The 23305-nt window shown below is 60.6% G+C and carries 24 protein-coding genes; 5 read left to right on the top strand and 19 right to left on the bottom strand.

Features of this window, described 5'->3' with window-relative positions:
• Nucleotides 1-8: 8 nt before the first annotated feature.
• From ACZ0A4_RS05565 to ACZ0A4_RS05545, 5 genes are all read left to right on the top strand, one after another.
• Nucleotides 9-2243, top strand: coding sequence for an Ig-like domain-containing protein (locus ACZ0A4_RS05565; protein ID WP_463573474.1), 2235 nt, complete (start codon nt 9-11; stop codon nt 2241-2243).
• Between the two features lie 73 nt (nt 2244-2316).
• On the top strand, nt 2317-2781 hold the full coding sequence (locus ACZ0A4_RS05560) for a curlin (RefSeq protein WP_053119098.1): 465 nt from the start codon (nt 2317-2319) through the stop codon (nt 2779-2781).
• A gap of 28 nt (nt 2782-2809) precedes the next feature.
• On the top strand, nt 2810-4261 hold the full coding sequence (locus ACZ0A4_RS05555) for a curlin (protein ID WP_463573472.1): 1452 nt from the start codon (nt 2810-2812) through the stop codon (nt 4259-4261).
• A 311-nt stretch (nt 4262-4572) separates the two neighbouring features.
• Nucleotides 4573-4779 carry a type II toxin-antitoxin system RelB family antitoxin gene (relB, locus tag ACZ0A4_RS05550; RefSeq protein ID WP_081265247.1) on the top strand — a complete coding sequence of 69 codons (207 nt, stop codon included), beginning with the start codon at nt 4573-4575 and terminating at the stop codon, nt 4777-4779.
• A gap of 139 nt (nt 4780-4918) precedes the next feature.
• Complete coding sequence (locus ACZ0A4_RS05545; RefSeq protein WP_463573471.1) at nt 4919-5956, top strand: hypothetical protein; 1038 nt, start codon at nt 4919-4921, stop codon at nt 5954-5956.
• 179 nt (nt 5957-6135) lie between these two features.
• Here the strand turns inward: ACZ0A4_RS05545 and ACZ0A4_RS05540 are convergent, their stop codons facing one another.
• The 19 genes from ACZ0A4_RS05540 to ACZ0A4_RS05450 all read right to left on the bottom strand — a co-directional run bounded on the left by ACZ0A4_RS05540 (nt 6136) and on the right by ACZ0A4_RS05450 (nt 23304).
• Nucleotides 6136-6504, bottom strand: coding sequence for a DUF6124 family protein (locus ACZ0A4_RS05540; protein WP_463573470.1), 369 nt, complete (start codon nt 6502-6504; stop codon nt 6136-6138).
• A gap of 1406 nt (nt 6505-7910) precedes the next feature.
• The gene (locus tag ACZ0A4_RS05535; protein WP_463573469.1) at nt 7911-8771 is read right to left on the bottom strand and encodes a CsgG/HfaB family protein; all 861 of its coding nucleotides are present in this window, start codon (nt 8769-8771) and stop codon (nt 7911-7913) included.
• 29 nt (nt 8772-8800) lie between these two features.
• Complete coding sequence (locus ACZ0A4_RS05530) at nt 8801-9232, bottom strand: curli assembly protein CsgF (protein ID WP_053119089.1); 432 nt, start codon at nt 9230-9232, stop codon at nt 8801-8803.
• Nucleotides 9229-9621, bottom strand: a complete 393-nt coding sequence (csgE, locus tag ACZ0A4_RS05525) for a curli production assembly/transport protein CsgE (RefSeq protein WP_463573468.1) — start codon at nt 9619-9621, stop codon at nt 9229-9231. The genes ACZ0A4_RS05530 and csgE overlap by 4 nt, the downstream gene beginning before the upstream one ends.
• Nucleotides 9618-10157, bottom strand: a complete 540-nt coding sequence (locus ACZ0A4_RS05520) for a type II secretion system protein (protein WP_463573467.1) — start codon at nt 10155-10157, stop codon at nt 9618-9620. The genes csgE and ACZ0A4_RS05520 overlap by 4 nt, the downstream gene beginning before the upstream one ends.
• Nucleotides 10132-10506, bottom strand: coding sequence for a type II secretion system protein (locus ACZ0A4_RS05515; RefSeq protein WP_007919395.1), 375 nt, complete (start codon nt 10504-10506; stop codon nt 10132-10134). Before ACZ0A4_RS05515 ends, ACZ0A4_RS05520 begins: the two co-directional genes overlap by 26 nt.
• A 5-nt stretch (nt 10507-10511) precedes the next feature.
• Nucleotides 10512-10985 carry a type II secretion system protein gene (locus ACZ0A4_RS05510; protein ID WP_053119085.1) on the bottom strand — a complete coding sequence of 158 codons (474 nt, stop codon included), beginning with the start codon at nt 10983-10985 and terminating at the stop codon, nt 10512-10514.
• A 2-nt stretch (nt 10986-10987) separates the two neighbouring features.
• The gene (locus tag ACZ0A4_RS05505) at nt 10988-12835 is read right to left on the bottom strand and encodes a secretin N-terminal domain-containing protein (protein WP_463573466.1); all 1848 of its coding nucleotides are present in this window, start codon (nt 12833-12835) and stop codon (nt 10988-10990) included.
• The gene (locus tag ACZ0A4_RS05500) at nt 12832-13344 is read right to left on the bottom strand and encodes a hypothetical protein (protein WP_463573464.1); all 513 of its coding nucleotides are present in this window, start codon (nt 13342-13344) and stop codon (nt 12832-12834) included. The genes ACZ0A4_RS05505 and ACZ0A4_RS05500 overlap by 4 nt, the downstream gene beginning before the upstream one ends.
• On the bottom strand, nt 13344-13892 hold the full coding sequence (locus ACZ0A4_RS05495; RefSeq protein WP_463573463.1) for a GspMb/PilO family protein: 549 nt from the start codon (nt 13890-13892) through the stop codon (nt 13344-13346). Before ACZ0A4_RS05495 ends, ACZ0A4_RS05500 begins: the two co-directional genes overlap by 1 nt.
• Nucleotides 13879-14424, bottom strand: a complete 546-nt coding sequence (locus tag ACZ0A4_RS05490) for a PilN domain-containing protein (RefSeq protein ID WP_463573462.1) — start codon at nt 14422-14424, stop codon at nt 13879-13881. The genes ACZ0A4_RS05495 and ACZ0A4_RS05490 overlap by 14 nt, the downstream gene beginning before the upstream one ends.
• Nucleotide 14425: 1 nt before the next feature.
• Nucleotides 14426-15229: a hypothetical protein gene (locus ACZ0A4_RS05485; RefSeq protein ID WP_463573461.1), complete on the bottom strand. Its 804-nt coding sequence runs from the start codon at nt 15227-15229 to the stop codon at nt 14426-14428.
• Nucleotides 15210-16931, bottom strand: a complete 1722-nt coding sequence (locus tag ACZ0A4_RS05480) for a GspE/PulE family protein (RefSeq protein ID WP_463573460.1) — start codon at nt 16929-16931, stop codon at nt 15210-15212. The genes ACZ0A4_RS05485 and ACZ0A4_RS05480 overlap by 20 nt, the downstream gene beginning before the upstream one ends.
• A gap of 81 nt (nt 16932-17012) precedes the next feature.
• On the bottom strand, nt 17013-17543 hold the full coding sequence (locus ACZ0A4_RS05475; protein ID WP_034152602.1) for a response regulator: 531 nt from the start codon (nt 17541-17543) through the stop codon (nt 17013-17015).
• Between the two features lie 219 nt (nt 17544-17762).
• Nucleotides 17763-18524: a peptidylprolyl isomerase gene (locus ACZ0A4_RS05470; RefSeq protein WP_463573458.1), complete on the bottom strand. Its 762-nt coding sequence runs from the start codon at nt 18522-18524 to the stop codon at nt 17763-17765.
• A 15-nt stretch (nt 18525-18539) separates the two neighbouring features.
• Nucleotides 18540-20090, bottom strand: a complete 1551-nt coding sequence (locus tag ACZ0A4_RS05465) for a cytochrome c/ABC transporter substrate-binding protein (RefSeq protein WP_463573457.1) — start codon at nt 20088-20090, stop codon at nt 18540-18542.
• 9 nt (nt 20091-20099) lie between these two features.
• Nucleotides 20100-20720 carry an SCO family protein gene (locus tag ACZ0A4_RS05460; protein WP_463573456.1) on the bottom strand — a complete coding sequence of 207 codons (621 nt, stop codon included), beginning with the start codon at nt 20718-20720 and terminating at the stop codon, nt 20100-20102.
• Nucleotides 20717-21367, bottom strand: coding sequence for an SCO family protein (locus ACZ0A4_RS05455; protein ID WP_463573455.1), 651 nt, complete (start codon nt 21365-21367; stop codon nt 20717-20719). The genes ACZ0A4_RS05460 and ACZ0A4_RS05455 overlap by 4 nt, the downstream gene beginning before the upstream one ends.
• Before the next feature lie 14 nt (nt 21368-21381).
• Nucleotides 21382-23304 (bottom strand): YncE family protein, encoded by a 1923-nt coding sequence (locus ACZ0A4_RS05450; protein WP_463573454.1) that lies wholly within the window; start codon nt 23302-23304, stop codon nt 21382-21384.
• Nucleotide 23305 lies beyond the last annotated feature (1 nt).

The following is a 23305-nucleotide window of genomic DNA, read 5'->3' as shown; positions in this document are numbered from 1 at the left end:
GAGGCATCATGAACAAGTGGCCACGCTTTGCGCTCAACGCGCTCGGGCTCGCTCTCTCGCTGACCGGCAGTGCCTATGCGCAACTCGCCGCCGTCGACCCCGGCCCCTACACCTTCGCCACCGGGAAATTCCCGATGTGGTATCAGGACAGCAATAACCTGTCGATGGAACTGTGCCAGTCGCGCGCCGCCAGTTCGCGCGTCGGCGTCACCACACCACCGGCCTACATGTGCACCCTGCTGCCGGAACCGGGCATCTTCGATGACAGCCTGCCGATGGTGTTCCCCGACAACTGGCCGCCGGAAGCCTTCTGGTTTCTCGCCGAAACCACGATCCCCAACAACGGTGCCGGCTATGGCATGGACGCGTATGTCGCCGGGATCGAAGCGGCGTTCGCCTCGGAAAACCCGGCTGACGGCGATCAACAAAGCTTCGCGCGGATCCGTATCCGGGTGAACGTCCCCGTGGCCGGCACCTACGTTATCACTCACCCGTATGGCGTCGAAACCGTCAACGTCACCACCCCAGGGCGCCGCGCAATCAACATCACCAAAGACATCGGCATCGGTGCGCCGGGCGATTTCAGCGGCACGCTCAATGGCGCTATCGGACCGTTCCTGCGCAGCGTCAACGGCCCCTACACCGAAGTGAACCCTGACACCGGCGGCGTCGAAACCTTTGTCGGCGATCCGAACCTCACTGAAGCGGTGACCGGCAGCCCGTTCAACACCAACTTCGTACGCATCGTCGGGCCGTCCGGCGCTGGCACCATTCAGACCACCCTGTTCACCGTCGCCGGCAAGGTGCTCGACAGCCGTCAGCAAACCCATGTCGACATCGACCGCGCCACCTATCGCCGCACCTCGGCGGGCGTGCGTGCCGAAGTGTTTGCCAAGGCTGACGCCAGCTCGACTTTGTGCTTCCGTGAAACCGTAGCGCTGCTGCCCGGCCCTCCGCCGACGCCATGCCAGACCAGCCTGACGGGTGACAACACCGGTCTGTTCTTCGGCCAGCGCCTGGGCAACGGCACGCTGCCTTCGATCGTCGTCGTGACCGCGACCAACCCGGCCGGGACCACACGCCCGACATCGGTGTCGAGCAAGCTCACCGACGTGGTGAAAGTGCAGACTGCGCGCTACAACTGGGCCAACAAAACCCTGTTGATCGAAGCGACATCGACCGATGAAGTGGCGATCCCGGACATGGTTGCTCAAGGCTACGGACGCCTGTCAAAAACCGGCACCCTGCAGCGCATCACCGTCGCTGACCTGACACAGCCACCCGCTACCGTGACGGTGAAATCCGCCGCTGGCGGCAGTGATACCGAGGCTGTCGTCGTGGTCGGCACTGCGCCGGACACCGGTGAAAACCAGGCGCCAATCGCCAACGCCGATGCTGGCAGCACCAGTTTTGGTGTGCCGATCACCCTCAGCTTGCTGACCAACGACAGCGATCCTGATGGCGATAATCCACTGGGCATCACCGCGTTGACTCAACCGGCGGCCGGCCAAGGCACCGTAGCCCTCAGTGGTACCGCCGCTGTGGTCTACACGCCGCCAGCCGTGGTCAACACGCCGCTGACCACGACTTTCACCTACAAAGCACAGGACGCCAAAGGCCTGACCTCGGCCAACCCGGCCACCGTGACGATTACCGTCGCGCCGAATCGGGCACCGACCGCCGTCGCCGACAGCGTCGCCACTCTGGGCGTTGCAATCCCGATCAACGTGTTGGCCAACGACACCGATCCGGAAGGCAACGTGCCGCTGGGCGTCGCCAGCCTGACCCAACCGGCCGCTGGGCGCGGCACGGTCAGCACTGACGGCACGCTGATCACCTACACGCCACCGGCCACCGTCACCACGGCGTTCACCACGACCTTCACCTACATCGCCCGGGATAGCTTCGGCGCCCTGTCGACGCCGGCCACGGTCACGGTGCAAGTCTCGCCACGGCCAGCGGCGGAAACCTTCACCGTCACGGCTTCAACAGTGCAGGCGCGAGCAGGTGGACGCTTCAACTGGGACTTCACCGGTACCTCGTCGGTGACCACAGGCAACACCATCACCGTGCAGGTCACCACCCCGACCGGGCTGGTCACCCTCGGCACCACCACCGTACCGGTGACCGGACGCTGGCGGCTGACGCTGAACAACACGACGGTGGTGCCATCGGCCAACCCGACCGCGACGATCCGCTCGTCCCAGGGCACCGTGCGCACGGTCTCGGTGACCACGCTGTAAGCCTGATCCCCCAGCCACTTTCGGGTGGCTGGGGCTGAATTGAAACCGGTTAACGCCTGACAGGATGTGAGCCATGAACACGCCGACCGCCGCCCTGCTTTGCCTGCTTCTGCTGTGCAGCAGTGCGGGCGTGCGCGCCGACGACCTGATGGACAACGACGACCTGGCCCCGACCAGCAGCGACCTCGGCGAACTGCCCCCACCCGTGGGTCAGCAAGCCCTGATCGATCAGCTCGGCCAGGCCAACGTCGCCCTGCTGCAACAGAACGGTCAGTCGCTGCTCGGGCAGATCGTGCAGTCGGGCAGCAATCAGGAAGCGTACATCCTGCAACAGGGCAGCGACCTGATGGCGCTGATCAACCAGAACGGTTCCGGCAACGCCGCCTCGATCACTCAGAACGGCAGCCACAACCGCGCGCAGATTTCGCAAAACGGCAACAACAACGACGCCAGCATCGAGCAGGCCGGCGCGGGGCTGCAAAGCGCCGTGACCCAGTCGGGCAACGGCATGAGCGTTTCGGTCAAGCAATATCGCTAAGCACTGCAAATCATCGGAGAGTTCAATCATGTTCAAACTGACGCCCCTCACCGCCGCCCTGCTGGTCATGATCAGTGCCCAGGCCATGGCCGACGACAGCCTGTCCAACCAAAGCCAGGTCGGTACCGCCAACATCGCCGACGTGAAACAGACCCAAGCGCCGTTCAGCACCGCGACCCAGACCCAATTGGGCCAGGGCAACGACGCCGCCGCCGTGCAAGACCACGCCAGCAGCGTGATCACCCAGGACGCGGTCGGCGACTACAACGCCGGATACGCCGAACAGCTTTACGAAGACAACGCCACCATCACCCAACAACAGGTCGGCGCCTTCAACACCGCTCACGCCAGCCAGTCGCTGGGCTTCGGCTCACCGAACAGCGCGCTGCAACAACAGCAAGGAACGGGCAACTTCTCGTTCATCTATCAGGATTCGCAGAACGGCAGCGAAGGCAAAACCTTCCAGTTCGGCGACAGCAACGAAGCCAACATCGAACAACTCTATGAAGGCAGCGGCAACAGCTCGGTGATCACTCAGTACGGCACTGCCAACTACGGCACCGCCGAACAAGTCACCCACAACGGCGGCCAGATCGGCATCAACCAGGCTGGCGAAAGCAACTACGCCTACGGCGACCAGCGCAACGGCACCGGCGGCAACATCACCATCAACCAGTTCGGCAACCTCAACGGCAGCGAAATCTGGCAAGACTCGCAACTCGCCAGTCAGGCCACCGTCAACCAATACGGCGACAGCAACGAAACCGTGGTCGACCAAAGCTTCGGCGAAAACAACACCGCCGCCGTCACCCAGGTCGGCAACACCAACGCGATCTACGCCGACCAGTTTGAATCGGTCAACTCGACACTGGCGCTTTACCAAGTCGGCAACGGCAACGTGCACTACACCTATCAGAGCGGCGACGGCCACACGCTCAGTGCCACCTCGGTGGGCAACGACAACAAGGTCTACGCCAGCAACTGGAAAGGCCCGCAGTCGGGTGGGCAGTTCGGCAGCAACCAGCGTGCGACCGTCACTCAAGCAGGCAGTGGCAACATCGCCAGCTTCACTCAGGATGGCGTCGGGCATGTGATGACCACGCACCAGACCGGGACCGGTAACAAGACCACGGTCAGTCAGGCTGAGTCGTATAACGAGCTGTATTTTGATCAGAATGGCAGCGACAACATTTTGATCTCGGATCAGCGCGGCACCGGCAACCTGGTGCAGGGTTCTTCGAATGGCACGGGTAACAGTGCTGAGTTTGACCAGTCGGGATCCGGAAACCAGGCGTATACCGCGCAGTTGTATGGCAGTGACAACATGATCACGGTTAAACAGGCGGATACGATGAACGTGGCGTATGTGACCCAGGGTGGGACGGGGAACATTGCCAATGTCGATCAGAGTGGGGTTACGCAGACGGCGAATATTCAGCAGTTCGGGTCGGCTAACCAGGCGACGGTTTTGCAGCAGTAGGGGTTGGGTGTTGATGGGCCGCGATTCTCTGGTGAGGGGGGTCGCGGTTTTTTTGTGTCCGTAGGACCGATCAACGACACGCGTTCTTTAAAGCTTCAGATCAGCCACATCCTACAGAAAAAGGAATGGTTTCTGGAAAAGCTGCACGTTTTCCTACTACCTCTGGCGGTTGGCCGTCGGAAGCGCAGGGACTAGGATTTTTCGGGACAACCTGAACCCTACGGAGCTCGACCGACGTGCAACTCATCCAGACAACCACGACAACATTCCCCTTACCGAATAGACTTCCAGGCATTGATCCCGGAGGTGCCATGATCGACCCAAAGATGATTGACCCGCTGTGCCCAGTCGTCTCGGATCTTGATCCTGAAGAACAGGCTGCGAGTTATGACCGCTGGTTCAGGGCGGAAGTACAAGCGTCTCTCGATGATCCGCGCCCGAATCTTTCGCATGAACACGTAATGGCCGAGATACATGCCTTGATCAAGGCAAAAGACAATGGTTTCGAGGCCGATTGAGTGGAGGCAGGGCCACCCTTAGGCACACCGCCAATTCACAAAAACCGATAACACACCCCAAACATAGCAACAGCCTATAGCCTTTATCTAGAACATCCAAAAATGTTAAATTGAAGCACCTGCCAAATGGAATTAGCCGATGTTGATGCCTTATATCTTGATATTATTTCTCGCTTCGATTGCGACGTTTTACAAACTAGACAAAATGTTAGCCGGCCAGAAAATATGGACGCGCAACTTCAGAATAAAACTAATCTCGAGCCTTCAGCGTTGGTATTTTGTCGACTACCTTGCATTCATCATCATTTTCAGTATTTTATCCCTGGTTGTACTGGTACTTATTCATGAAAGCGGTAGCAGACCACCAAAGATAATCCCTCAGTCAATCTTCCTCGTCATTTGTGCCAGCACCATTATATTCGCCACAATCCATTACAACCTTCGGGAGTACTACAAAAAGCATTCCGGCACAGTGAAAATAGTGCTAACGGCTACAACAGTCGTTTTTACCATAATGGCAAACTCACTGACAGAGGATGCCATTATCAACTACACCCACGTCGACGCCTCCCATTTCCCGGGCGCACAAAAGGCATTCATTCTCATTGGAACCGTGTTGCTATGGTTATATATCGGAATGTATGCAAGCTTACCTGCATACTTTTTTGTACTCGCGAAACTAATGAAAACCTTCGTTCACAACGAAAGAAACAAACCCTCCTATGTAAACTCCTATACGACCCCCTTCAATAACATCAAAAGAAATTTCAACCTTGCTTTCGCTGCAATGCTCGGCGCAACCTATACACTAATGATACTTCTAGGTGCTATGGACACATTGTTTTCCTCCATGAATACACGCCTGAGGGAAACTTTGGTCAGTGCTTCATTCCACCTGCCAGCAGAGGCATGCGGAATATACAACCGGAAATTTGGAACACGCGTAGCTCCCATCAGCGAAAAACAGGCAGTCGTTGCCACACCCGACAGAGAACTTGGCTACCTCTTCACAACTGCCGACTGCACTATGCAACCCGTTGTAGACGACATCAGAAAAATAAAGCCCATGCATCGATTCCATTACAAAGATCACGAGCTGAATTCTTTCAACACGATCCCGCCTGTATCTTGCCCCGTCCAATTCTGTTCAATATTAAATGGTGATCTTTGCATTTAATCTTGGCTTGATTCCAATTAATGAGACAGGCCCTCCTTGTTGGCAAGAGAGCTTGCTCCCGCTCAGCGACGCAGTCGTCGTAAACCCGCTGATTGCGGTTTGTCTGGCAAACCGCGTTCGCGGGGTTTGGGCTGCTTCGCAACCCAGCGGGAGCAAGCTCCCTCGCCACAGAGGCTTGTTTAAGATTGCAGCTCTAAGTGATCCAGCGCTTGATTGACAGCCAGTTCGCCCAGCATGACGACTTGTGCGATGCCCAGTGCGGTTTTGCGCTGTGAGGTTTCCAGCGAGGCGGCGAAGTTGATGAGCATTTCGCTGGCCGAGCCGAGGGTTTCGCTGGCGTTGGCCAGCAGGGATTCGGTGTTGTACCTGGGGTTGGCGAGGTACATGGGTTCCGGCTCGTTGGCGCTGGACATGATGTGGGCGGTGGGGTTGAGGTAGAAATCGAGGGCGCGGTCGGCGGCTTCGTGGAGTTTTTTGCTGTCGACTGAGGCGTAGGGGGATGTGGTGTTGGTGTCTGGTTCTGGGGGGTTGGGTGTTGGTTTTTTCATGGTGATTCTCTCTCATTGATAGTTGCAGCTGGCCCATTCGACTTCCAGGAAAAATGGGTGGCAGCTGTACGCAGGCTGGAAATCCGGGAGAGAGCAACCCGGCAGACACGAATGTCTCCCGCGCACAACCGCCATAACAGAGTGCACACAATGAAAGTGCGCAAGCATACGTTATGAAAGGCGTATCTGCTCTCTCGTGTCTTCGGGTTTCCATGCCCGGTCGCTGAATTGGCAGCGACAAACACAGGCTAGAGACCGGACGTCCGACGGACAACCTGAAAACCTTGTGGGAAGGTTCCGTCGATTCAGACACTTCTTTAAACACACTTCAGATCGCAGCCCTCACCCTAGCCCTCTCCCGGAGGGAGAGGGAACTGACCGAGGTGTTTGGGTGAGGTACGCCGACGTGAAATACCGAGCTGAATTCAGGTTTTGAAGCGTTGAAGCAAGAGCCCCTCACCCTGGCCCTCTCCCGGAGGGAAAGGGGACTGACCGAGTGGTTTGGTAGAGGTACGCCGACGTGAAATACCGAGTTGGACTCAGATTTTGAAGCTTTGAAGCAAGAGCCCCTCACCCTAGCCCTCTCCCAGAGGGAGAGGGGACTGACCGAGTGGTTTGGTAGAGGTACGCCGACGTGAAATACCGAGCTGAATTCAGGTTTTGAAGCGTTGAAGCAAGAGCCCCTCACCCTAGCCCTCTCCCAGAGGGAGAGGGGACTGACCGAGTGGTTTGGTAGAGGTACGCCGACGTGCGATACCGCGTTGAACTCAGATTTTGAAAGGCCCAAAAATCGGCTCCCTCTCCCTCGGGAGAGGGCTGGGGTGAGGGGCGAATCCACCACAAATCCAAAGCCGACCACGCTGTGCTCCTCACCACTCAATAGGCCGAGTGTCAGCTCGCCTGCTCTTGATCTTGACCCACGGGCGACGTCGGAAGGCTGAGTGGAGGGATTGATCCGGGCGTGGGAGCGCAGCGACCGTTTGGCGCAGCCAAACACAGCGAGAGGAGGTGCAGCGAAGCAAACCGTAGGCGCTGCGCCCGGAGCGGTCCCGGAGCGAAGGAACCCCGAGCCCCAGCGAGCGGGCCGCACGCAGGAGCAAGCGTTTTTTTGCTTACTTTTTTTAGGCGTTTGTAAAAAAAGTGAGTCGCCGTCAGGGCGAAACCCTAGGTGGCCGTTGCCGCAGGAATGGATATGTACTCAATCAGAAAGAACCCTACCGCCTGACAGAAAGCCTTCGCGAGCAAGCTCGCTCCCACAATTGGAACTGGGTACATCTGCCAGAGATTGGTCGGCTGTAAGGCCGCCATCGCTGGCAAGCCAGCTCCCACAGGTTTTGGGGACATTCTCAATATCATCAGCCCCGCCAACCTCTGCAAGAACCTGGTCGGCCCGAAGGCCGCCACGTTCACTCCGCCTCCGGATCCACCTTGTTCTGGCTCAAATACCGATTCAACACATCATCCTGCCCAGGCACAGAAGCGTCCCCCGCCACCTGCCACAAATGCCGCTCAATCCCCTGCGCCACCATATGCCCCACCGCCGCCTCAATCGCCGACAACACACAAAGCTGCGCCGGTTCATTGGTCGTGTACCCAACCTCAGCCTCAAGCAACTTCTTGAACTCGATAAACTTGAAAATCCCCGCACTGCGCGCCACCGAATAAATCGTCTTGCTGGTCATCACATTCGCCAACACCTGCCCACTGCGCACATCCACCGCACGCAAATTCACGGTCACCTGATCCACCCGATACTCACGCTGCAAATCAATCCCGAGATACCGCGCCCCTTCCCCACCGCTGCGCACGTTAGTGTCATAAGCGATGATCCCACCCTCAAGCATCATGTTCGCCGCCTGCAACGGCGGCAGCTCACCCTGAATATTCACCGGCGTATTCGGCTTCTTCTGCGACGCGCGAATAATCTTGCGCTCGGTCAACAGGTTCTGCAGCCCTTCCCGCTCCAGCACGACAAACCAGCCACTGGCCTGCATCGCGTCCATCAACATCGACGCCGCGCCTTGTGTCACGCTGGTGGAAAACGAACTCGCCGGCGTCGGTTTGTACTGCCCGGTCTGATCACGGAAGCCGTACACCACCGCCATCAACCGCCCCTTGGGTCGCGGCATCTTCAGCAAGTCGTAGTACGTCGAGGCCCTGGGGGTCAGGGTCGGGGTTTCGGTGTCCTGCTCGGCCGACATCGGCTCACGCAGACTGCACCCTTGTAATGTCGCCAACAGCAGCCCTAACGCGATTATTTTTTTCATGTCCATCACTCCCCGGAACCGTCAGCCCGTCATGGGTTGAGGCCGTTCACCTGGATTTCCGAAACCTCACCGGTCGCTCGATCGGTCACTTCAATGCTCAGTGCCCCGGAGTCGTCGATGACGTTGACGATAAAAGAGTCGGTGGACAGGCTCCCCGTGTTGCCGGTGGAGATGTTGTCCAGCAACTGCCCTAGCAGCCGCGATTGCAATTGACTGGTGAAGCGCTCCAGCGCCGAGGTGCCGGCCACCGCCGAGCGGCTCTTGATGTCCGGGTCGTCGTGATCGTTTTGTGCCTGCGCGTTGTTGAGCAACCAGGTGCCGTTGAGCGGGTTGCCGCCGAACGACGGATTGACCGGCGTGTAGACCAGTTCAGTGGCCTGGACAGCGGCAGCGCTGGCGAGCCCGATCAACAACCCCGAGATCCACAATCCGCTGCGCCGTGAGAACGTTGTGCTGTTCATAGTTCGTCCTTCTCAAGGTCGGTGGTGTCCTGCAACAGAGCCTCCAGCTTGCGCTGGACAACCTGGCGTCGAACCCAGTCGGCGGCCGCGTAGGCCTCGTCCTTCAGTTCCACGGTGTTCGGCGGCAGGAAGCGCCGATAAACCAGGCGTTGCTGATATTCCACGGTCACCAGGCTGCCCCAGCGCGCGTCGGGCCGCTCACGCACCACCAGGTTGAAATCCATCCGGCTGGTGTCGCGCAAACGTTCACTGAACGAGTAGTAAAAGTCGTGGCCGATGTGCGAGATCGTGTCGTCGACGATGAAGCCCATCATTTCGTCTTCTTCACCGGCGCTGGCGCAGCACGCCACAGCGGTGAGGACCAGCGCGCACCACCACTGACGAGTCATGGCTGCAACGCCTGTGGCAAATTCGATTGGCCTTTCGCTGGGCCATTGGTGCCCTCAAGAAAGGCTTTTTCGGCGACGAACTGCCAATCCGAATAACGCTGCATGCCGTCGAAATCCGACCACTGCGTCGGGAAGTCCGCCTGCTTCAACGGCAGCTCGGTCGAAGGACTGTTGAGGCCGGTGATGCGCCCGTCGAACCCGCGTTGCAGCGCCCATTCACCCTGACCGATCGGGTCCGGATAGAGCTGACGCAAATGATGCTTCGCCTCGGGAAAACGCTGATCTTCAAGCAGATCCACCAACTCTTTCGGGTATTGCGCCAGCCCCGGCGAACTGCGGTAGTAACTGCGCAGTGCCTGAGCGTATTGAGTACCCACCCAGAGCAATTGGCGCTCACGGTCACGACGTGAAGCGGTCGACCACAATTCGCCGGCACTGGCCAGGCCCATGCCCATCACCACAATCAGGAACAGCACGCCCAGGTACGTGAAACCACCCTGCTGCGCGCGATTACCACTCGGAATACTGGCTGCCATCACGCGCCCTCCCGGTAGCACCGCTTTTGATATCGGCCACGCCACCGGCAACACCGTCCGGTGGCGCGATCAGCACCCACTGGTCTTTGCGTTCGGTGATCGGATCGAGTGGCGCGTTGCGCAGGTAACGTTGTTCGATCAGTTGCTCGATGGAATCCGGGTAGCGGCCTGTGTCACCGTAAAAGTGATCCAGCGCCTCGCGCATCGCCGACAGGCTCTGGCGCAGCGTGGTTTCCTTCGACGCTTCGAGGCTGTTGAAGTAGCGCGGCAGCGCGATGGTCATCAGCGTGGCGATGATCGCCATCACCACCATCAGCTCCAGCAAGGTAAAACCTTTTTCCCGGCGCATGAGGTTCACCACTCGCGGTAGGCGATGCCGTTGAGGCCCTTGCCCCGGGCGTGGGAGTAGACGTCGAAAACGTCCTCGCCATCGCGCGGGTTTTGAGCCGAACTGTTGTAGGCGCGCACGCCCCAACCCCCTTCGTCATCACGTTTGGCCGGCACCAGCGGATCGCGCGGGATGCGGCGTAAAAAGTAGAACTTGGCACCTTTGGCGCTGCGCACATCGCGCACACCTTCGACCAGTACTTTCAGGTTCGGCGGGTAGCCGCTGCTGTTCAGCGACTTCTCGATGTAGCCGGCATCGAACGCACGTTTGTAGGCGTCGATGCCGTCGCGAATCTGATACAGCGCGTTGCGCAATTCCTGCTCCTTGCCACGCCGCACCAGGGTCTCGGTCAGCGGCGCGGCCATGCTCGCCAACAGGCCGATCAGGGCCAGCGTCACCACGACTTCGATCAGGGTGAAACCGCGTTGGGAGGCGTTCATGATCAAGGCTTCTCGACAGTAACGCGGGTGGTGGCCACGGCCGATTCACCGACGGCACGCGGTTGCGCGGCAGGCGATGGCATCACGTAACTCTGCGACCGATCCGGTGCCTGGATGTGCATGCTGGTTTCAGTGCCGGTGGAGAACTCCATGTCCGACGGGCTCTGGTACGGCAGGTTGCGCACGATCCGTGGGGTGATCGACAGCACCAGTTCCGATTTGCCGATGGTGTCTTTGTTGCTGCCGAACAAGCGGCCCAGCCCGGGAATGTCACCGAGGCCGGGAATCTTGTTGCCGGTGGCGCCGTGGTCGTTGCGCACCAACCCGGCGAGGATCTGGGTTTCGCCGTCGTGCAGACGCAGCGAGGTTTGCGCGTTGCGGGTATCGACCTGCACCGGGATCGTGCCTTGGCGGGTCGGTTCCAGCGGTGTGGCATTACTCACTTCCAGGGCAATTTTGATCGCCACTTCGTTGTTCAAATGCACCGTGGGCGTCACTTCGAGCTTCAGACCGACATCCAGATAGGTCACGCTTTCAGTGATCACCGGCCCCTGCGTCGACGGCACCGAAGTCGCGCTGATGATCGGCACGCGCTGACCAATGTGAATGCGCGCCTGCTCGCGGTTGCTGACGCGAATCACGGGACTTGCGAGGGTGTTGATGTCGTTGTCCTGCGCGTTGATCTTGGCTTGCGGCGAAGGGCCAATGGAGATGCGGTCAGAGTTGATCCCCTTGAGTTGCCCCAGCAGCGTGACCGGCGAACCATCGGAGTTGACCACACCGAAGGTGCTCGGCCATTGCAGGCCGAGGTCGAGAATGCGCTGGGTGGCGACCTCCATCACCTCCACTTCGAGCACCACTTCCGGGTTGGACTGGTCTTGCGATTGCAGGAGTTTCTCGGCCATGCGCACGGCGTCTTCGGTGTCGCGCATGGTCAGAGTGTTGAGGCGTTCGTCGACGAACACGTCGCGGGTCTTGAGCATGGTTTTGACCATGTTCAGCGCGGTGTTGGCGTCGATGCTGGTCAGGTAGAAGGTGCGCATCACCAGTTCCTGGTAATCCTTCACTTTCTGCGGCGAATCCGGGTAGATCAGCAAGGTGTTTTCGTTCACCACTTTCTGGTGCAACTGGTTCTGTTGCAGCAGCAGGGTCACCGCGTCTTCGATGCGCACGTCACGCACAAAGATTGTGGCTTTCATGTCCGGGCGCAGGTCTTTGTCGAAGATGAAATTCAGCCCGGCGACCTGCGACAGCACTTCGAAAATGGTCTTGAGGTTGGCGTCGCGAAATTCCAGGGTTACCGGGCGATCGAGCTTGGTGCGCAGTTGCGGATAGGCAATCACATTGCGGCTCTGCACTAGACGAATGTTGCCTTGCAGCTCCAGCGCACCATCGTTGTTCGGGTCGAGTTCGAGGATCTGTTTGACCTGACGATCCGCACCGTAGATATCGCCACGACGCAGGTCGCCACGGGCCAGCTCGAGTTTTTCGTCCATGCTGCGCAGATAATCCATCTGCTTCAGGGCATCCTGGGCGCGGCGGTTGTTTGGCTCGATGGTCAGCACGCGTGCGTAAGCAATACGCGCCGAGGCGAAGTCGCGGCGCGAGCGATCGGTGTCGCCGGAAGTCAGCAGCGCGGTGATCGCCTTGGCTCGGCCGCTGTTGAGCAGCAAATGCAATTCGGTGTCGCGAGGATTTTCACGCAGACCTTCCTCGATCCGGGCCAGCCCCGCCTCGTACTGACCCTGTTCAATCAGGTCGGCGGCTTCCTTGTTGGCCACCTGCGCAGTGCTGCACGCGGCCAGCCCGGCACACAGGCCCAGGCTCATCAGCAAACGGGAACGGTTCATTGCGTACTCCCCACAGACAAGGTCTGCGACAAATGCAAAGGCAGGTAAACCAGGCTCAATTCCACATCGGAAATGCCGGTGATCTTCCATGTGTCGTCGATCACATCCCCGTTGCGCACGACGTAGATCTTTTCGCCGTTCTGCAAAAACACTTGCAGGTCGCTGCGGTCATGCAGCCGGCCGACGAACTGAAACGGCACCGGTGGCAGGCTCGGGGCTTGCACCACTGTGGCCGGGTTGATCGCTTGTTCGGTGACCGTGGCCAGTGTCGGCGCGGCCTTCCAGGATTTGGCGGCGAACAGATCACCGGCCGGGCTCAGGTCCTTGATCGGCGCATCCTTGGCCTTGGCGGTGCTGGCCGGCAGCGCGCCACGGGTTTTCCCCGGTGTGGCGACGGCGACTTCGTTCGAATCGGCGTCTTCGCTCGGCGAGAAATACCCCGGCAACCACGCCAGCGCGGCCGCCACGCCGAAGAACGCTACCCACCCTGTCACGCGCTTGGTATTCATCACGACCTCGACAGGTAAAGGGTCATACGGATCCGGCCATTGAGGTCGGTGTCGCCAATCTTCTTGCGTTGCAGCTCGAGGTCTTCCACCACCACCGCTGGCAACTGACCGAGCAAGGCGTGCACGAAGCGGCGCAGTTGCGGGTAGCTGCCGCGTACAGGCAGGAGAATCTGATAACGCGCCAGATGGGTTTTCGGGTCGACGCCGAGCGCGTATTCACCGCGCGCCAGGGTGATGTGCTCTTGCGCTGCGAGGGCGTAGATGCGGTCGATAGCGACCGTGGCTTGCGGCTGCGCCGGCAGTTTGTTGCGGAAGTCGTCGAGCTGACGTTGCGGCACCACCGGCGGTGCGATGCTGCCGTCTTCAACCTTGGCCAGGTACTCGCTGGCTTCCTGAGTCTGCTGGCTCAAGTGCTGCAACGATTGCCAGCCCGGCAGCAAACCACCGAGTGCCCAAGCCATGGCGACCAGCAGCAACGCCAACCCGGCGAGGCCCGGAACGCCGAGGCCTTGCAGGTATTCGTGGACGATCAGTCTAGGGATTCGCATCGCCCATCTCCCAGGTCGCCGACAGGTTGAACTGCACCGGTTGTTCCGGCGATTTGACGACGATTTCGTGGCTCAACAGCGACACGTCGGACAGCTCGTCGCTGGCTTCCAGACGTTTGTGGAAATCGAGCATCGCTTGCAGATCCCGGGCTTCGGCGCTGATGCGTACCTGACCTTTGCGCGCATCCGGGGTCAGGGTCAGCAGCGCGACGTCATCACGCGGCATCGCTTCGAGCATGGCGAACAGGCGTTCCCACGGCCGGCGTAATTGCTGCGAGACCTTGCGCATCTCGGCGAGGTTCGCCGCTTGCTCACGGGTTTCCGCCGGGCTCAGGGTGGACTTGGCACCGCTGTCGCCGGTGAGCTGGCGCTGAGTGGTTTGCAGATGGCCCTGTTGCTGTTCGGTGTGCGCGTCGAGGTGCTGTTGCACGCCGAAGCACAGCAGCGCCAGCAGCACACCACCGCCGAGCAAGGTCCAGCCCAACGGGCCGGAACGTGGCCGTGGCTGAAAGTCGAGATTGAGCGCGCGCATGTCAGGCCACCGCCCGGGACATGACGTACAAGCCGTCACGCACGGTCATCGAGGCGTCTTCAAGGGTGCGCAGTTGCACACCCGCCACGTCCGGATGCGCATCGAGGCGCGCCGGGGCATGCAGATACACGTTGAACCCGCGTTCGCTGGTCGAGGCTTGCAACTGCCGTTCGCGACCGATCAACGCGCTGAGTGCCACGTCGCTGTCGCTGCCGCCCACCGAACGCACGCCGGCCCAGCGCCCTTCCCTTGCCAGCAACAACACACTGCGTTGCGGCTCGGCGACGACGAAGAGGAAGTCGCCGGCATCGAGGCTTTTGTCGAAACGGTTGAACGCCGCCATCAGGTACGGCTGCACTGAGCGCAGACGCAAACCGCGACCGCTGACCAGCACCCGCAAGCGTTCAAGCAAGTCTTGCGGCAAAGCGCTGGCGATGCGGTCGTAACCGGCAGGTTCGGCGGACAGCACCAGGCTCCAGGCTTGAGTCGGCGCGCCGAACAGGTCTTCGAAACACAGTTGGGCGAAACCGCGCAGTTCCTCAGGGCTGCTGATCTGCGCGCTCCACGGCACCAGACAGAAACGGCTGAAGTGCCCGGAGATGACCACGCTCAGTTCGGCACCGGCGCGGGCGTGTTCGCCGAGCAGGCGATCGAGGGTGTCCAGCGCCACCGCGTAGCTCTGGAAGCCTTCGTCGATGTACCCGACGCTGCCCAGCCACAGGGTGTCGCTGCCGCGCCGTTGACCCAAGCCAACACCGCTGGCGCCGAGCACGGCGACAAAACGCTCACGAGATAAATGTGACACGATTGATCTCCTCCAGCGTGGTGCGACCTTGTTCCACCAGCTCCAGCGCCGATTCGCGCAGCAGGCGCAAACCACGGGCGCAGGCCAGGGCTTTGATTTGGGTGATCGGTTGGCGCTCGACGATCATCTGGCGCAGTTCGTCGTCGAGGTGCAGCAGCTCGGCAATCGCCGTGCGCCCGCGATAACCGCTGCCCCGGCAGTGGCCGCAGCCTTTGCCGTGGACGAAGTGGTAGTGATCGACTTTCTGTGGATCGAGGCCCGAGGCGCGCAACTCTTCATCGCTCGGATTGACCGGCGCGCTGCAACTGGCGCACACCAAGCGAATCAGGCGCTGGGCGAGAATCGCGTTGAGCGCCGAGACCAGGCTGTAGGGGTCGATTTCCATTTGGGTGAAGCGGCCAATCACGTCGAAAACGTTGTTGGCGTGGATGGTGGTGAACACCAGGTGGCCGGTGAGCGCCGATTGCACGGCGATCTGTGCGGTGTCCGGGTCGCGGATTTCGCCGACCATGATCTTGTCCGGGTCGTGGCGCAGGATCGAGCGCAAGCCTCGGGCGAAGGTCAGACCTTTTTTCTCGTTGACCGGGATTTGCAGCACCCCCGGCAATTGATATTCGACCGGGTCTTCGATGGTGATGATCTTGTCCACGCCGTGGTTGATCTCGGTGATCATCGCGTACAGCGTGGTGGTTTTGCCGCTGCCGGTCGGGCCGGTGACCAGCACCATGCCGTAGGGTTCGGCGGCGAGGCGACGCAACTGGCGCAGGGTTTCGTCTTCAAAGCCCAAGGCCTGCAATTGCACGCCGCAGACCTTGTCGGCGAGGTCTTGTTTATCCAGCACCCGCAGCACCGCGTCTTCACCAAAGATGCTCGGCATGATCGACACACGAAAGTCGATCTGGCGGCCACTGATGCCGATCTTGAAACGACCATCCTGCGGCACGCGTTTCTCGCCGATGTCCAGTTCGGCCATGACCTTGACCCGCGAGATAACCTGCTCGGAGAACTCCGTACCTTGGACTTTGCTGATGTTGTTGAGCACGCCGTCGATCCGGTACTTGATCACCAGACCGTTGCCGGTGGTGCCGAGGTGGATGTCGCTGGCGTGCATTTTCAGCGCGTCGTAGAGGGTCGAGTTGACCAGCTTCACCACGCTGCTGGCATCTTCGCTGATGCTGGTCAGCGACAGGCTTTGCAGGGTGTCGATTTCGTGATGGGTATCGCCCTGAGCGTTCAACGATTCGACGGCGTGAAAGCTTTCTTCGTGGCGCGCCAGATAGGCCTTGAGATCATCGGCGTGCACCAGATACAGCGGCGCGCCGTGCAGGCAGTCGTCGATCCAGGCCAGCCGTGCCGGGTCGAAGGGGTCGGCAAACACGCCGATGACTTCTTCGTTGTGGCGCAGCAGGATGAATTCACGTTTCAGGCATTGTGCGAGGGTGACCCGGTCGAATACCGGCGTCGCGGCAAACAGGCTGTCGGTATCGAGCACCGGGTAATGCAGGGTGGCGCCGAGAGTGTGAATGAACGGCATCGGCGCCAGTTCACAGAGTACGCCGAGGGATTCGAGGACGCGTTCGCCGGAAGTGGCGGCCCGCCCCCGGGCCTGGGACAACTGCTCGCTGGAAAAGTATTCACTGGAAAAACGCTCTGGGGCGCTTTCGGCCAACAGCGGTTCGACGACAACGGACAGACGTTCCATGGCTTGCTCTCCAACCGGGGCTTAGAGCCCTGTCGGCGCGGCAAACCTTGACGGCAAGTGCCGGAACGTCTGTTCGCGCCATTACTCCCCGGTGAGCATTTGATCGTCGTCCGGTGCCATGGCGTGCAACTGTCGTCGCCGATCCGCCAACACCCAACTGCCATCGTACAACTGCAACGGGAAGCTCTCGGTCCTGCTCTGGCGTCGTTCGACAAACCCTTCGGAAGGGCTCGCACCGGGTTTCGCTTCACGCTTTATGCCCAGAAGGTCGCAGACCGCCCGCGCCAGTTCCGCCAAGGGAAACGGTTTGAACAGGATGTGGCTGACCCCCAGTTGCCGCGCCCGCTCACAGACTTCAGCGGTCGGGTGACCCGTTATCAGCACAAAATGGCACGTCCTGTTCTGGCGGACCGCGTCGAGCACCTCAAAGCCTTCCATATCGGGCAAGCGGTAATCGAACACCAGCACGTCGGGGGCAAAGGTTTCGGCCAAACCGATAGCCGTCGCTCCGTCATGTGCAATCGCGACGTCCAGCCCCTGCGCTGACAGATAATCCTGAAGGTTCTGTGCAAGCAGCTGTTCGTCTTCGACAACCAGTACTTTGTTAACCAAGGTCGACTCCTTGAAACAGCAGGTCCGATGACCCCGCCCTGAGAGTGCGCCTTACCATCGGTAACGCACACTTCATGCCAGGCTGAGTGCCGGTAATTTTACCTTTTCATGTCCTTGAATTTAATGACAATGCCCGCTCGTCCTGGTACCCCGTTCCCCAGAAACGGGGAAGCACCTGAATGGGCATCGAAGCCATTCCCCACTATTGGGGGGGAACCTTCAGTCGTCGTCAATTCGTTCGATCCTGTTCTGCACCCGTAATTGCGCGAGCACTTGGCGACGAGCCTGGGTCTGTTGCTGTCGGGCGAGCTCTGCCCTGACTGTGTCCAGCCCCTGCAAATCTGGGACATCGGCGACCTCCAAGTGGTTCGGCAAATAAATCACATGCCAGCCGAACGGTGAACGCACCGGATCGCTGGCGAAACTCGCCCCGCTGACAATCGAGGCGCGCATTTGCATCAAGCGTAGACGCGCTTGAGCCACTGTGACTGCATCCGCTTGCGCGGGCACACGGATCAGCAGGTGGCGGGGTTGCAAGGTATTAGCGCGGATCAGCTCGGCGAACATCTGCTGCGCCGCCAGTTCGCGGCGGGTGTACTCGGTGAAGGATGCCTCATCGAAACCGGCGTCCTGCAAGCGCCGGACGAATTTATCCGCGCCGCCGATGGCCATGCGGGTTTGCTCGATTTGCTCGCGCACCACTTGATCGTCAATCTGCACGCCGCGTTTTTGCGACTCCTGCCATAGCAGTTCTTTGTCGATCAACGTTTGCAGCGCTGCCTGACGCAGCTCTTTATAGGCCCTGGGGCTACGAATGCTCGCCACGGCGCGGCCCTGATCTTCCAGGTATTCGGCGAAGAAGCGCTCAAAGCGAAACCCGGAAATCTCCTCGCCGTTGACTCGCGCCACGGCCGGTTCGTTGTTGGCCCACGCCAGCGGCAGCCAACAGGTCAGCAGCAAGATCAGCGTTGTGACTTTCATGTTCGGGTCCTCCGTTCAGGGGCTGGCAGCAATCGGTTTATAGGGTGCGACCAGATAAAAGCGCTGATCGGGCAAATCCACGGTGACCACGTGCGCGCCGCTCAAGCCCAGACGCCGACCGGGGCCGAAACTCAAGCGCGGGGTCAGGCCGGTGTCGAAGTCGTGCAGGCCTTCCAGCGCTGTAACCAGTTTTTCGCGGCTGGCGTCGCGGCCGGCCTGTTTCATGCCTTCGCTGAGCAACAGCATCGAGGCGAAGGCGCCGACTTGCAGCACCGCGTGTTGCGCACCGAGGCCCTGACCTTCGCGCAGCAACGTCAGGGCCATGCGCCCGGCCTGGGTCCAGTCGCTCGGCACGAATGGATAGGCGAGAAACACCCGTCGGGTGAATCCGTCGGGCACTTGCAGCAGATCACCGGCCACCTGGCTTGAAGCGGCAAACAGATACGGCACTTGACCGGCGCTGTGCAGCCGCGTCGCCAGACGACTGAAACCACCGCCATTGCCCAGATAGAACACTGAGCGCGAGCCCAGCGGCAGCGCGTCCGCCGCCGGGTCGTAGGCTTGCAGATGGACTTTCTGCCAGCCGTGATCCTGCAAATACTGGCCGAGGTTTTGCGCAGCCAGCGTTTGAGCGGGGTCATCGGGATAAGCAATCAGCGTCGGCCCTTGCAGCACGCGCAGGCTGGCCGTGGCGTAGTCGGCCAGCGCGATCAACTGTTCACGTAATCCTGGCAATGGCTCGAAAATCTGCGGACTGGCCGGCAGGGTGCCGAGGATCGACATCGGTCCTATCAGCGGTACACCGGCCTGTTCCAGGCGCGACCCGAGTTCGCTGTCGAGGGCCGGCGCCAACGGCGCGACCAAAGCGAACACCTGTTCCTGCTCGATCAACTGTTGCAGGGCTTGCTCGGCGCTGGCGCGATCCGGGCCGGGATCGATCACCGTCAAGCGCAGTTGCCGACCGTGAATGCCACCGGCCTGATTGATCCGCGCCACGCTGCCGTTGAGTACGGCTGCAACTGTCGCGCCCTCCTCGGCCAAAGGGCCTTGGCTGGGCAGTAAGGTGCCCAGGTGCAAGGTCTCGGCATCGAGGCCCGGATCACGTTCGTCGGCGAGGCGTTTAAGGTACGCGATGAGGTTGCGCTGATCTTTCATCGACAGCACAAAGCGCGGCATGCTCGGATCGAGACGATTGTGGCCGGGGTCACGGCCTTGCTCGATGACGGTCGCCAGCGTGCTTTCGGTGTACGCCGGATAGCTACGCCCGTTGACCTGTTGCTGGCCGTAAGTGCTGGTCAGTCGCGCCCAGTTCAGCGGCGGCGGGCGTATCCCGCCTTCCGGTCGGCCGAGGCCGTCGGCGCCGTGACAATTGGCACACGGCAGACTGGTCGCTGGCAGCAACACATCCGCCGCGCCAACCCGCGCCATGATCGCTTCGCCACTGGCCGACAAGCCCTGACGGTACAGGCGCTTTCCCGCCGCTTCTTCTGGGGTCAACGGCGCAGCGCCCGCGCCAAGGCTGACGCCAGCGAGCAGGATCAGGGTGAGGACGCGGCAGCGTTTCATGGCGCGGGCTCAACGACCGGCCACAGGCATTGTCAGCAACTGCAGGCGCTGGGCAATGGCGGCGGCCGGGGCGTCGGGGCGGATCTTGCTCCAGCGTTTATTGGCGACATCGCCGACGATCAACTGCGTGGAGTGCTGTTCGGGGGTCGGCACGATCTGGCCGATGCGACTCAAGACGAGGTCCATTTGCGCCTTGTCGCCGGTAAGAAAAAGCCAATGAGGGTCATCGGAACCCTGCTTCAAGCTGTAAGCCTTGAGCACCGCCGGCGTATCGCGCAGCGGGTCACTGGTAAGGGAAATGAAGGTGATGCCTGGCGCCTTGTCGCCCAACAGCTCGCGGACTTCCTTGAGCTTTTGGGTGATCAGCGGGCAGGCATCGGTGCAACGGGTGAAGATCACGTTGAGCAGCACTATGCGGTTTTGCAGCGCATCGCTGTAGAAGCGCAAAGTCTCGCCGTTCTGATCCTGCAACGGCGTGTCAGTGAACCAGGTTTTCGCGTCGTGAGTGCCTTTGGCCGGCGCGGCGGCAACCGCTGTTGTCGGCTCAGGGGCATGGCCTTCGTGGGCGAACGCGACGTTGCTGAAGATCCAGAAACATACACTCAGGGAGATCCAGTCGAGCAGTCTCATGGCTGTTGCTCCATGGCGATGGCGGTGTGTTTGGCGTGGGTGCGCAGGCCGCTGAGTTTTTCCACTTCCTTGGCCAGCAGCGCCGGATCGGTGAAGCCGTAATAGCGCATCCAGTGACGATTGTTGCCGTCGCCGACGAGGATCAACGGCTGGTGATTCTTGAAGTCACCGCTGAAACTGCCGAGGCCCTTGAGTGTTTCAGCGATCGACTGTGGCGAACCGGTCAGCCAGCTCCAGCCCGGCCCACGCTGAAAAGCGCGGGCGTAATCCTGCAAGCGTTTCGGGTCGTCGCGTTGCGGGTCGATGCTGATTGAGACCAACTGCACTTCGCTGCCGACCCGCGCGCCGAGTTGTTTTTGTACCTTGCCCATGATCGACGAAACCACCGGGCACACCGTCGTGCAACTGGTGTAGATAAAACTCATGACGACGATTTTGCCCTGCACCAGATCCTGTTCCAGGCGCACGGTTTTGCCGTTCTGGTCGAGCAGCGGCACGTTGGCGAATTTCACCTGGGCGTGTTCTTGGGTGTTGCTGGCCGAGGCTTTGTGCCCAGCGTGTTCGTCCGCCGAATGGGCCTGGGCTTGTTGGATGCCGAGGCTCAACAGACACAGGGTCAGCAGGCCAGTGGATGCAAATCGGTTCATGTCGAAACTCCTCTTCAACGGGCCTGGCCGGGGGTAACCCGAACACTGGCAAAGGTCTTGTCATCGAAACCGGCGCCCAGCGAGGCCGCGCGCACATGCAGGTACCAGGCGCCGCTGCGGTCGAGAGTGATCGGCGCTTCGTACACGCCGTCGGCGACTTCCAGCGCCGCCACTTCGCGGGGGTGCGAGGTGGGCGCGAGGTAGTAGCGCAGTTGCACGTCTTTGACGCCGCTGCGCTGGGTTTTGTCTTTGCCTTGAACAATGCGGAAGCGCACGACGTAGGGGTCGTTTAGCGCCACGGCAGTCTTGTCGAGGAGGAACTCAACCTTCGGCTGGCCGAAGTGTTTTTGCGGTTTGCCGTCAGGATCAATCTGCGCGGTGAAGCAGTGAATGATGTTCGGTTGATTGAGCAGGAACGCCACATCGAAGCGCCCCGCCGCCGGTAGCTTCACCCGCGCACTGTAAAGCCCCGGCGAGACTTCGCGCAGGCTGCGATCGATAACCATGGCGGCGCGGGCGATCTGGCCACGGTTGGGGTAACCGGACATCGGCGCGTTCATGCCTTCGGCGTAGAAGTAGGTGGTGTTGTCGACCGGGTTGACCACGAACACTGCGTTGTCGTCGCGCGAGACCGCCAGGCTTGAGGCCAGCGGTAAATCCCCGGCCATACGCGGCGCTTGCGGGCCGGCTTCGAAGCCTTGGCTGATCGGCTGGCGGCCCTCGCCGAGGGAGGACAGGTTGAGCATGGTGACTTTCGGTGAAGCCAGTCCGCGGATGTAGGCGTAGGCCTGGGTGAACACCACTTGGTAGGGTTCGGCACTGACGTCCAGATCATGGATCGCGCTGTTGGTCGCGGCATCGATAACGGTGGCGCGGTTTTCTACGGTGTTGAGCACGACGCCGAAGCGGCCATCGGCGCTGAAGCCCATGGGGCCGAGGCCTTGTTGCAGTTTGAGTACCCGGCGAATGGCGTGGGTGCTGGCGTCTATGACGGTGACGGTGCCGTCCTTGCCGTCGGCCACATACACCGCGCCGGACAGTGGTGAGTAGGCAACGGACAACGGGTGAGAGCCGGTTTTGATCTGCTGGACGATGCTCAGAGTGGCGATGTCGACCACGCTGACGTTGCCGTCGTCGCGGTTGCTGACGAAGGCGAAGCGGCTGTCCTTGCTGAAGGTGATTTCGTGGTGGCCGGCACCGGTCTGTAAATGTTTGAGGGGTTTGAGGCTTTGGCTGTCGATCACCGTGACGCCGGAGTCTTCGGGCTTGCTCGCATTGTTGCCGACCCACAACAGGCGTTCGTCCGGTTGCAGCGCGACGCGAAACGGTTGCTTGCCGGCGCTGATCGAGTCGATGACTTTGAATTGTTCGCTGTCGATGACGGCGACTTCGCCTGCGGTCGGCATCGAGACGAACACGCGTTTGTTGTCTTTGGGCGTGACCCAGTCCATCGGCGGTTGCTTGAGTTCGATGCGCGCCAGGGTGCTGGTGATGCCGCCGACCGAGACCGACGGATCGACCACGGCGATGCTCGCGTCGCGGTTCATCACCAGCAGGAAATAGCTGTTGAGGTCGAGCAACGGCCGCGCGCCGATGTTGGATTTGAGGAACACCCCGACCCGGGCTTTGCAGCTCTGGTCGCGGCCCTGAGCCTGGTCCGCGGCGAGGGCTTGCGGATCGACCCAAGCGCCCGGGGCCACGCCGGACAAAGGCTGGCCGGAAGCGCTGTCGGTGACACGGAACTGCACATCGGCGAATTCGCCTTCGCGCAGCTTGCCGTCAACGGCCAGTGGCTTGAGGTTGAAGGCCACCGCCACGCCATCGCGATTCAGCGTCTGACCGGCCCCCGTTTGCGCCAGCGCAATCTCACTCAGCGTCAGCAACGCCCCGGCCATGGCCAGCGAGCAAATACCGATGATGTTGATGATCCTGTTCATC

It is taken from the genome of Pseudomonas sp. AC172, from assembly GCF_979258595.1.
Note: the sequence above shows the minus strand (reverse complement) of the source record. Positions and strands in the feature narration are given on the sequence as shown.

Bases quoted from the DNA above. Each gene is read 5' to 3' on its own strand.
- ACZ0A4_RS05490 (WP_463573462.1), bottom strand. From the start codon at position 14,424: ATGCGCGCGCTCAATCTCGACTTTCAGCCACGGCCACGTTCCGGCCCG.
- csgE (WP_463573468.1), bottom strand. From the start codon at position 9,621: ATGACTCGTCAGTGGTGGTGCGCGCTGGTCCTCACCGCTGTGGCGTGC.
- ACZ0A4_RS05545 (WP_463573471.1), top strand. From the start codon at position 4,919: ATGTTGATGCCTTATATCTTGATATTATTTCTCGCTTCGATTGCGACG.
- ACZ0A4_RS05560 (WP_053119098.1), top strand. From the start codon at position 2,317: ATGAACACGCCGACCGCCGCCCTGCTTTGCCTGCTTCTGCTGTGCAGC.
- ACZ0A4_RS05470 (WP_463573458.1), bottom strand. From the start codon at position 18,524: ATGAAAGTCACAACGCTGATCTTGCTGCTGACCTGTTGGCTGCCGCTG.
- ACZ0A4_RS05500 (WP_463573464.1), bottom strand. From the start codon at position 13,344: ATGAATACCAAGCGCGTGACAGGGTGGGTAGCGTTCTTCGGCGTGGCG.
- ACZ0A4_RS05460 (WP_463573456.1), bottom strand. From the start codon at position 20,720: ATGAGACTGCTCGACTGGATCTCCCTGAGTGTATGTTTCTGGATCTTC.
- ACZ0A4_RS05480 (WP_463573460.1), bottom strand. From the start codon at position 16,931: ATGGAACGTCTGTCCGTTGTCGTCGAACCGCTGTTGGCCGAAAGCGCC.
- ACZ0A4_RS05530 (WP_053119089.1), bottom strand. From the start codon at position 9,232: ATGAACAGCACAACGTTCTCACGGCGCAGCGGATTGTGGATCTCGGGG.
- ACZ0A4_RS05510 (WP_053119085.1), bottom strand. From the start codon at position 10,985: ATGAACGCCTCCCAACGCGGTTTCACCCTGATCGAAGTCGTGGTGACG.
- ACZ0A4_RS05565 (WP_463573474.1), top strand. From the start codon at position 9: ATGAACAAGTGGCCACGCTTTGCGCTCAACGCGCTCGGGCTCGCTCTC.
- ACZ0A4_RS05555 (WP_463573472.1), top strand. From the start codon at position 2,810: ATGTTCAAACTGACGCCCCTCACCGCCGCCCTGCTGGTCATGATCAGT.
- ACZ0A4_RS05515 (WP_007919395.1), bottom strand. From the start codon at position 10,506: ATGCGCCGGGAAAAAGGTTTTACCTTGCTGGAGCTGATGGTGGTGATG.
- ACZ0A4_RS05450 (WP_463573454.1), bottom strand. From the start codon at position 23,304: ATGAACAGGATCATCAACATCATCGGTATTTGCTCGCTGGCCATGGCC.
- ACZ0A4_RS05505 (WP_463573466.1), bottom strand. From the start codon at position 12,835: ATGAACCGTTCCCGTTTGCTGATGAGCCTGGGCCTGTGTGCCGGGCTG.
- relB (WP_081265247.1), top strand. From the start codon at position 4,573: ATGATCGACCCAAAGATGATTGACCCGCTGTGCCCAGTCGTCTCGGAT.
- ACZ0A4_RS05535 (WP_463573469.1), bottom strand. From the start codon at position 8,771: ATGAAAAAAATAATCGCGTTAGGGCTGCTGTTGGCGACATTACAAGGG.
- ACZ0A4_RS05520 (WP_463573467.1), bottom strand. From the start codon at position 10,157: ATGGCAGCCAGTATTCCGAGTGGTAATCGCGCGCAGCAGGGTGGTTTC.
- ACZ0A4_RS05465 (WP_463573457.1), bottom strand. From the start codon at position 20,090: ATGAAACGCTGCCGCGTCCTCACCCTGATCCTGCTCGCTGGCGTCAGC.
- ACZ0A4_RS05455 (WP_463573455.1), bottom strand. From the start codon at position 21,367: ATGAACCGATTTGCATCCACTGGCCTGCTGACCCTGTGTCTGTTGAGC.
- ACZ0A4_RS05495 (WP_463573463.1), bottom strand. From the start codon at position 13,892: ATGCGAATCCCTAGACTGATCGTCCACGAATACCTGCAAGGCCTCGGC.
- ACZ0A4_RS05540 (WP_463573470.1), bottom strand. From the start codon at position 6,504: ATGAAAAAACCAACACCCAACCCCCCAGAACCAGACACCAACACCACA.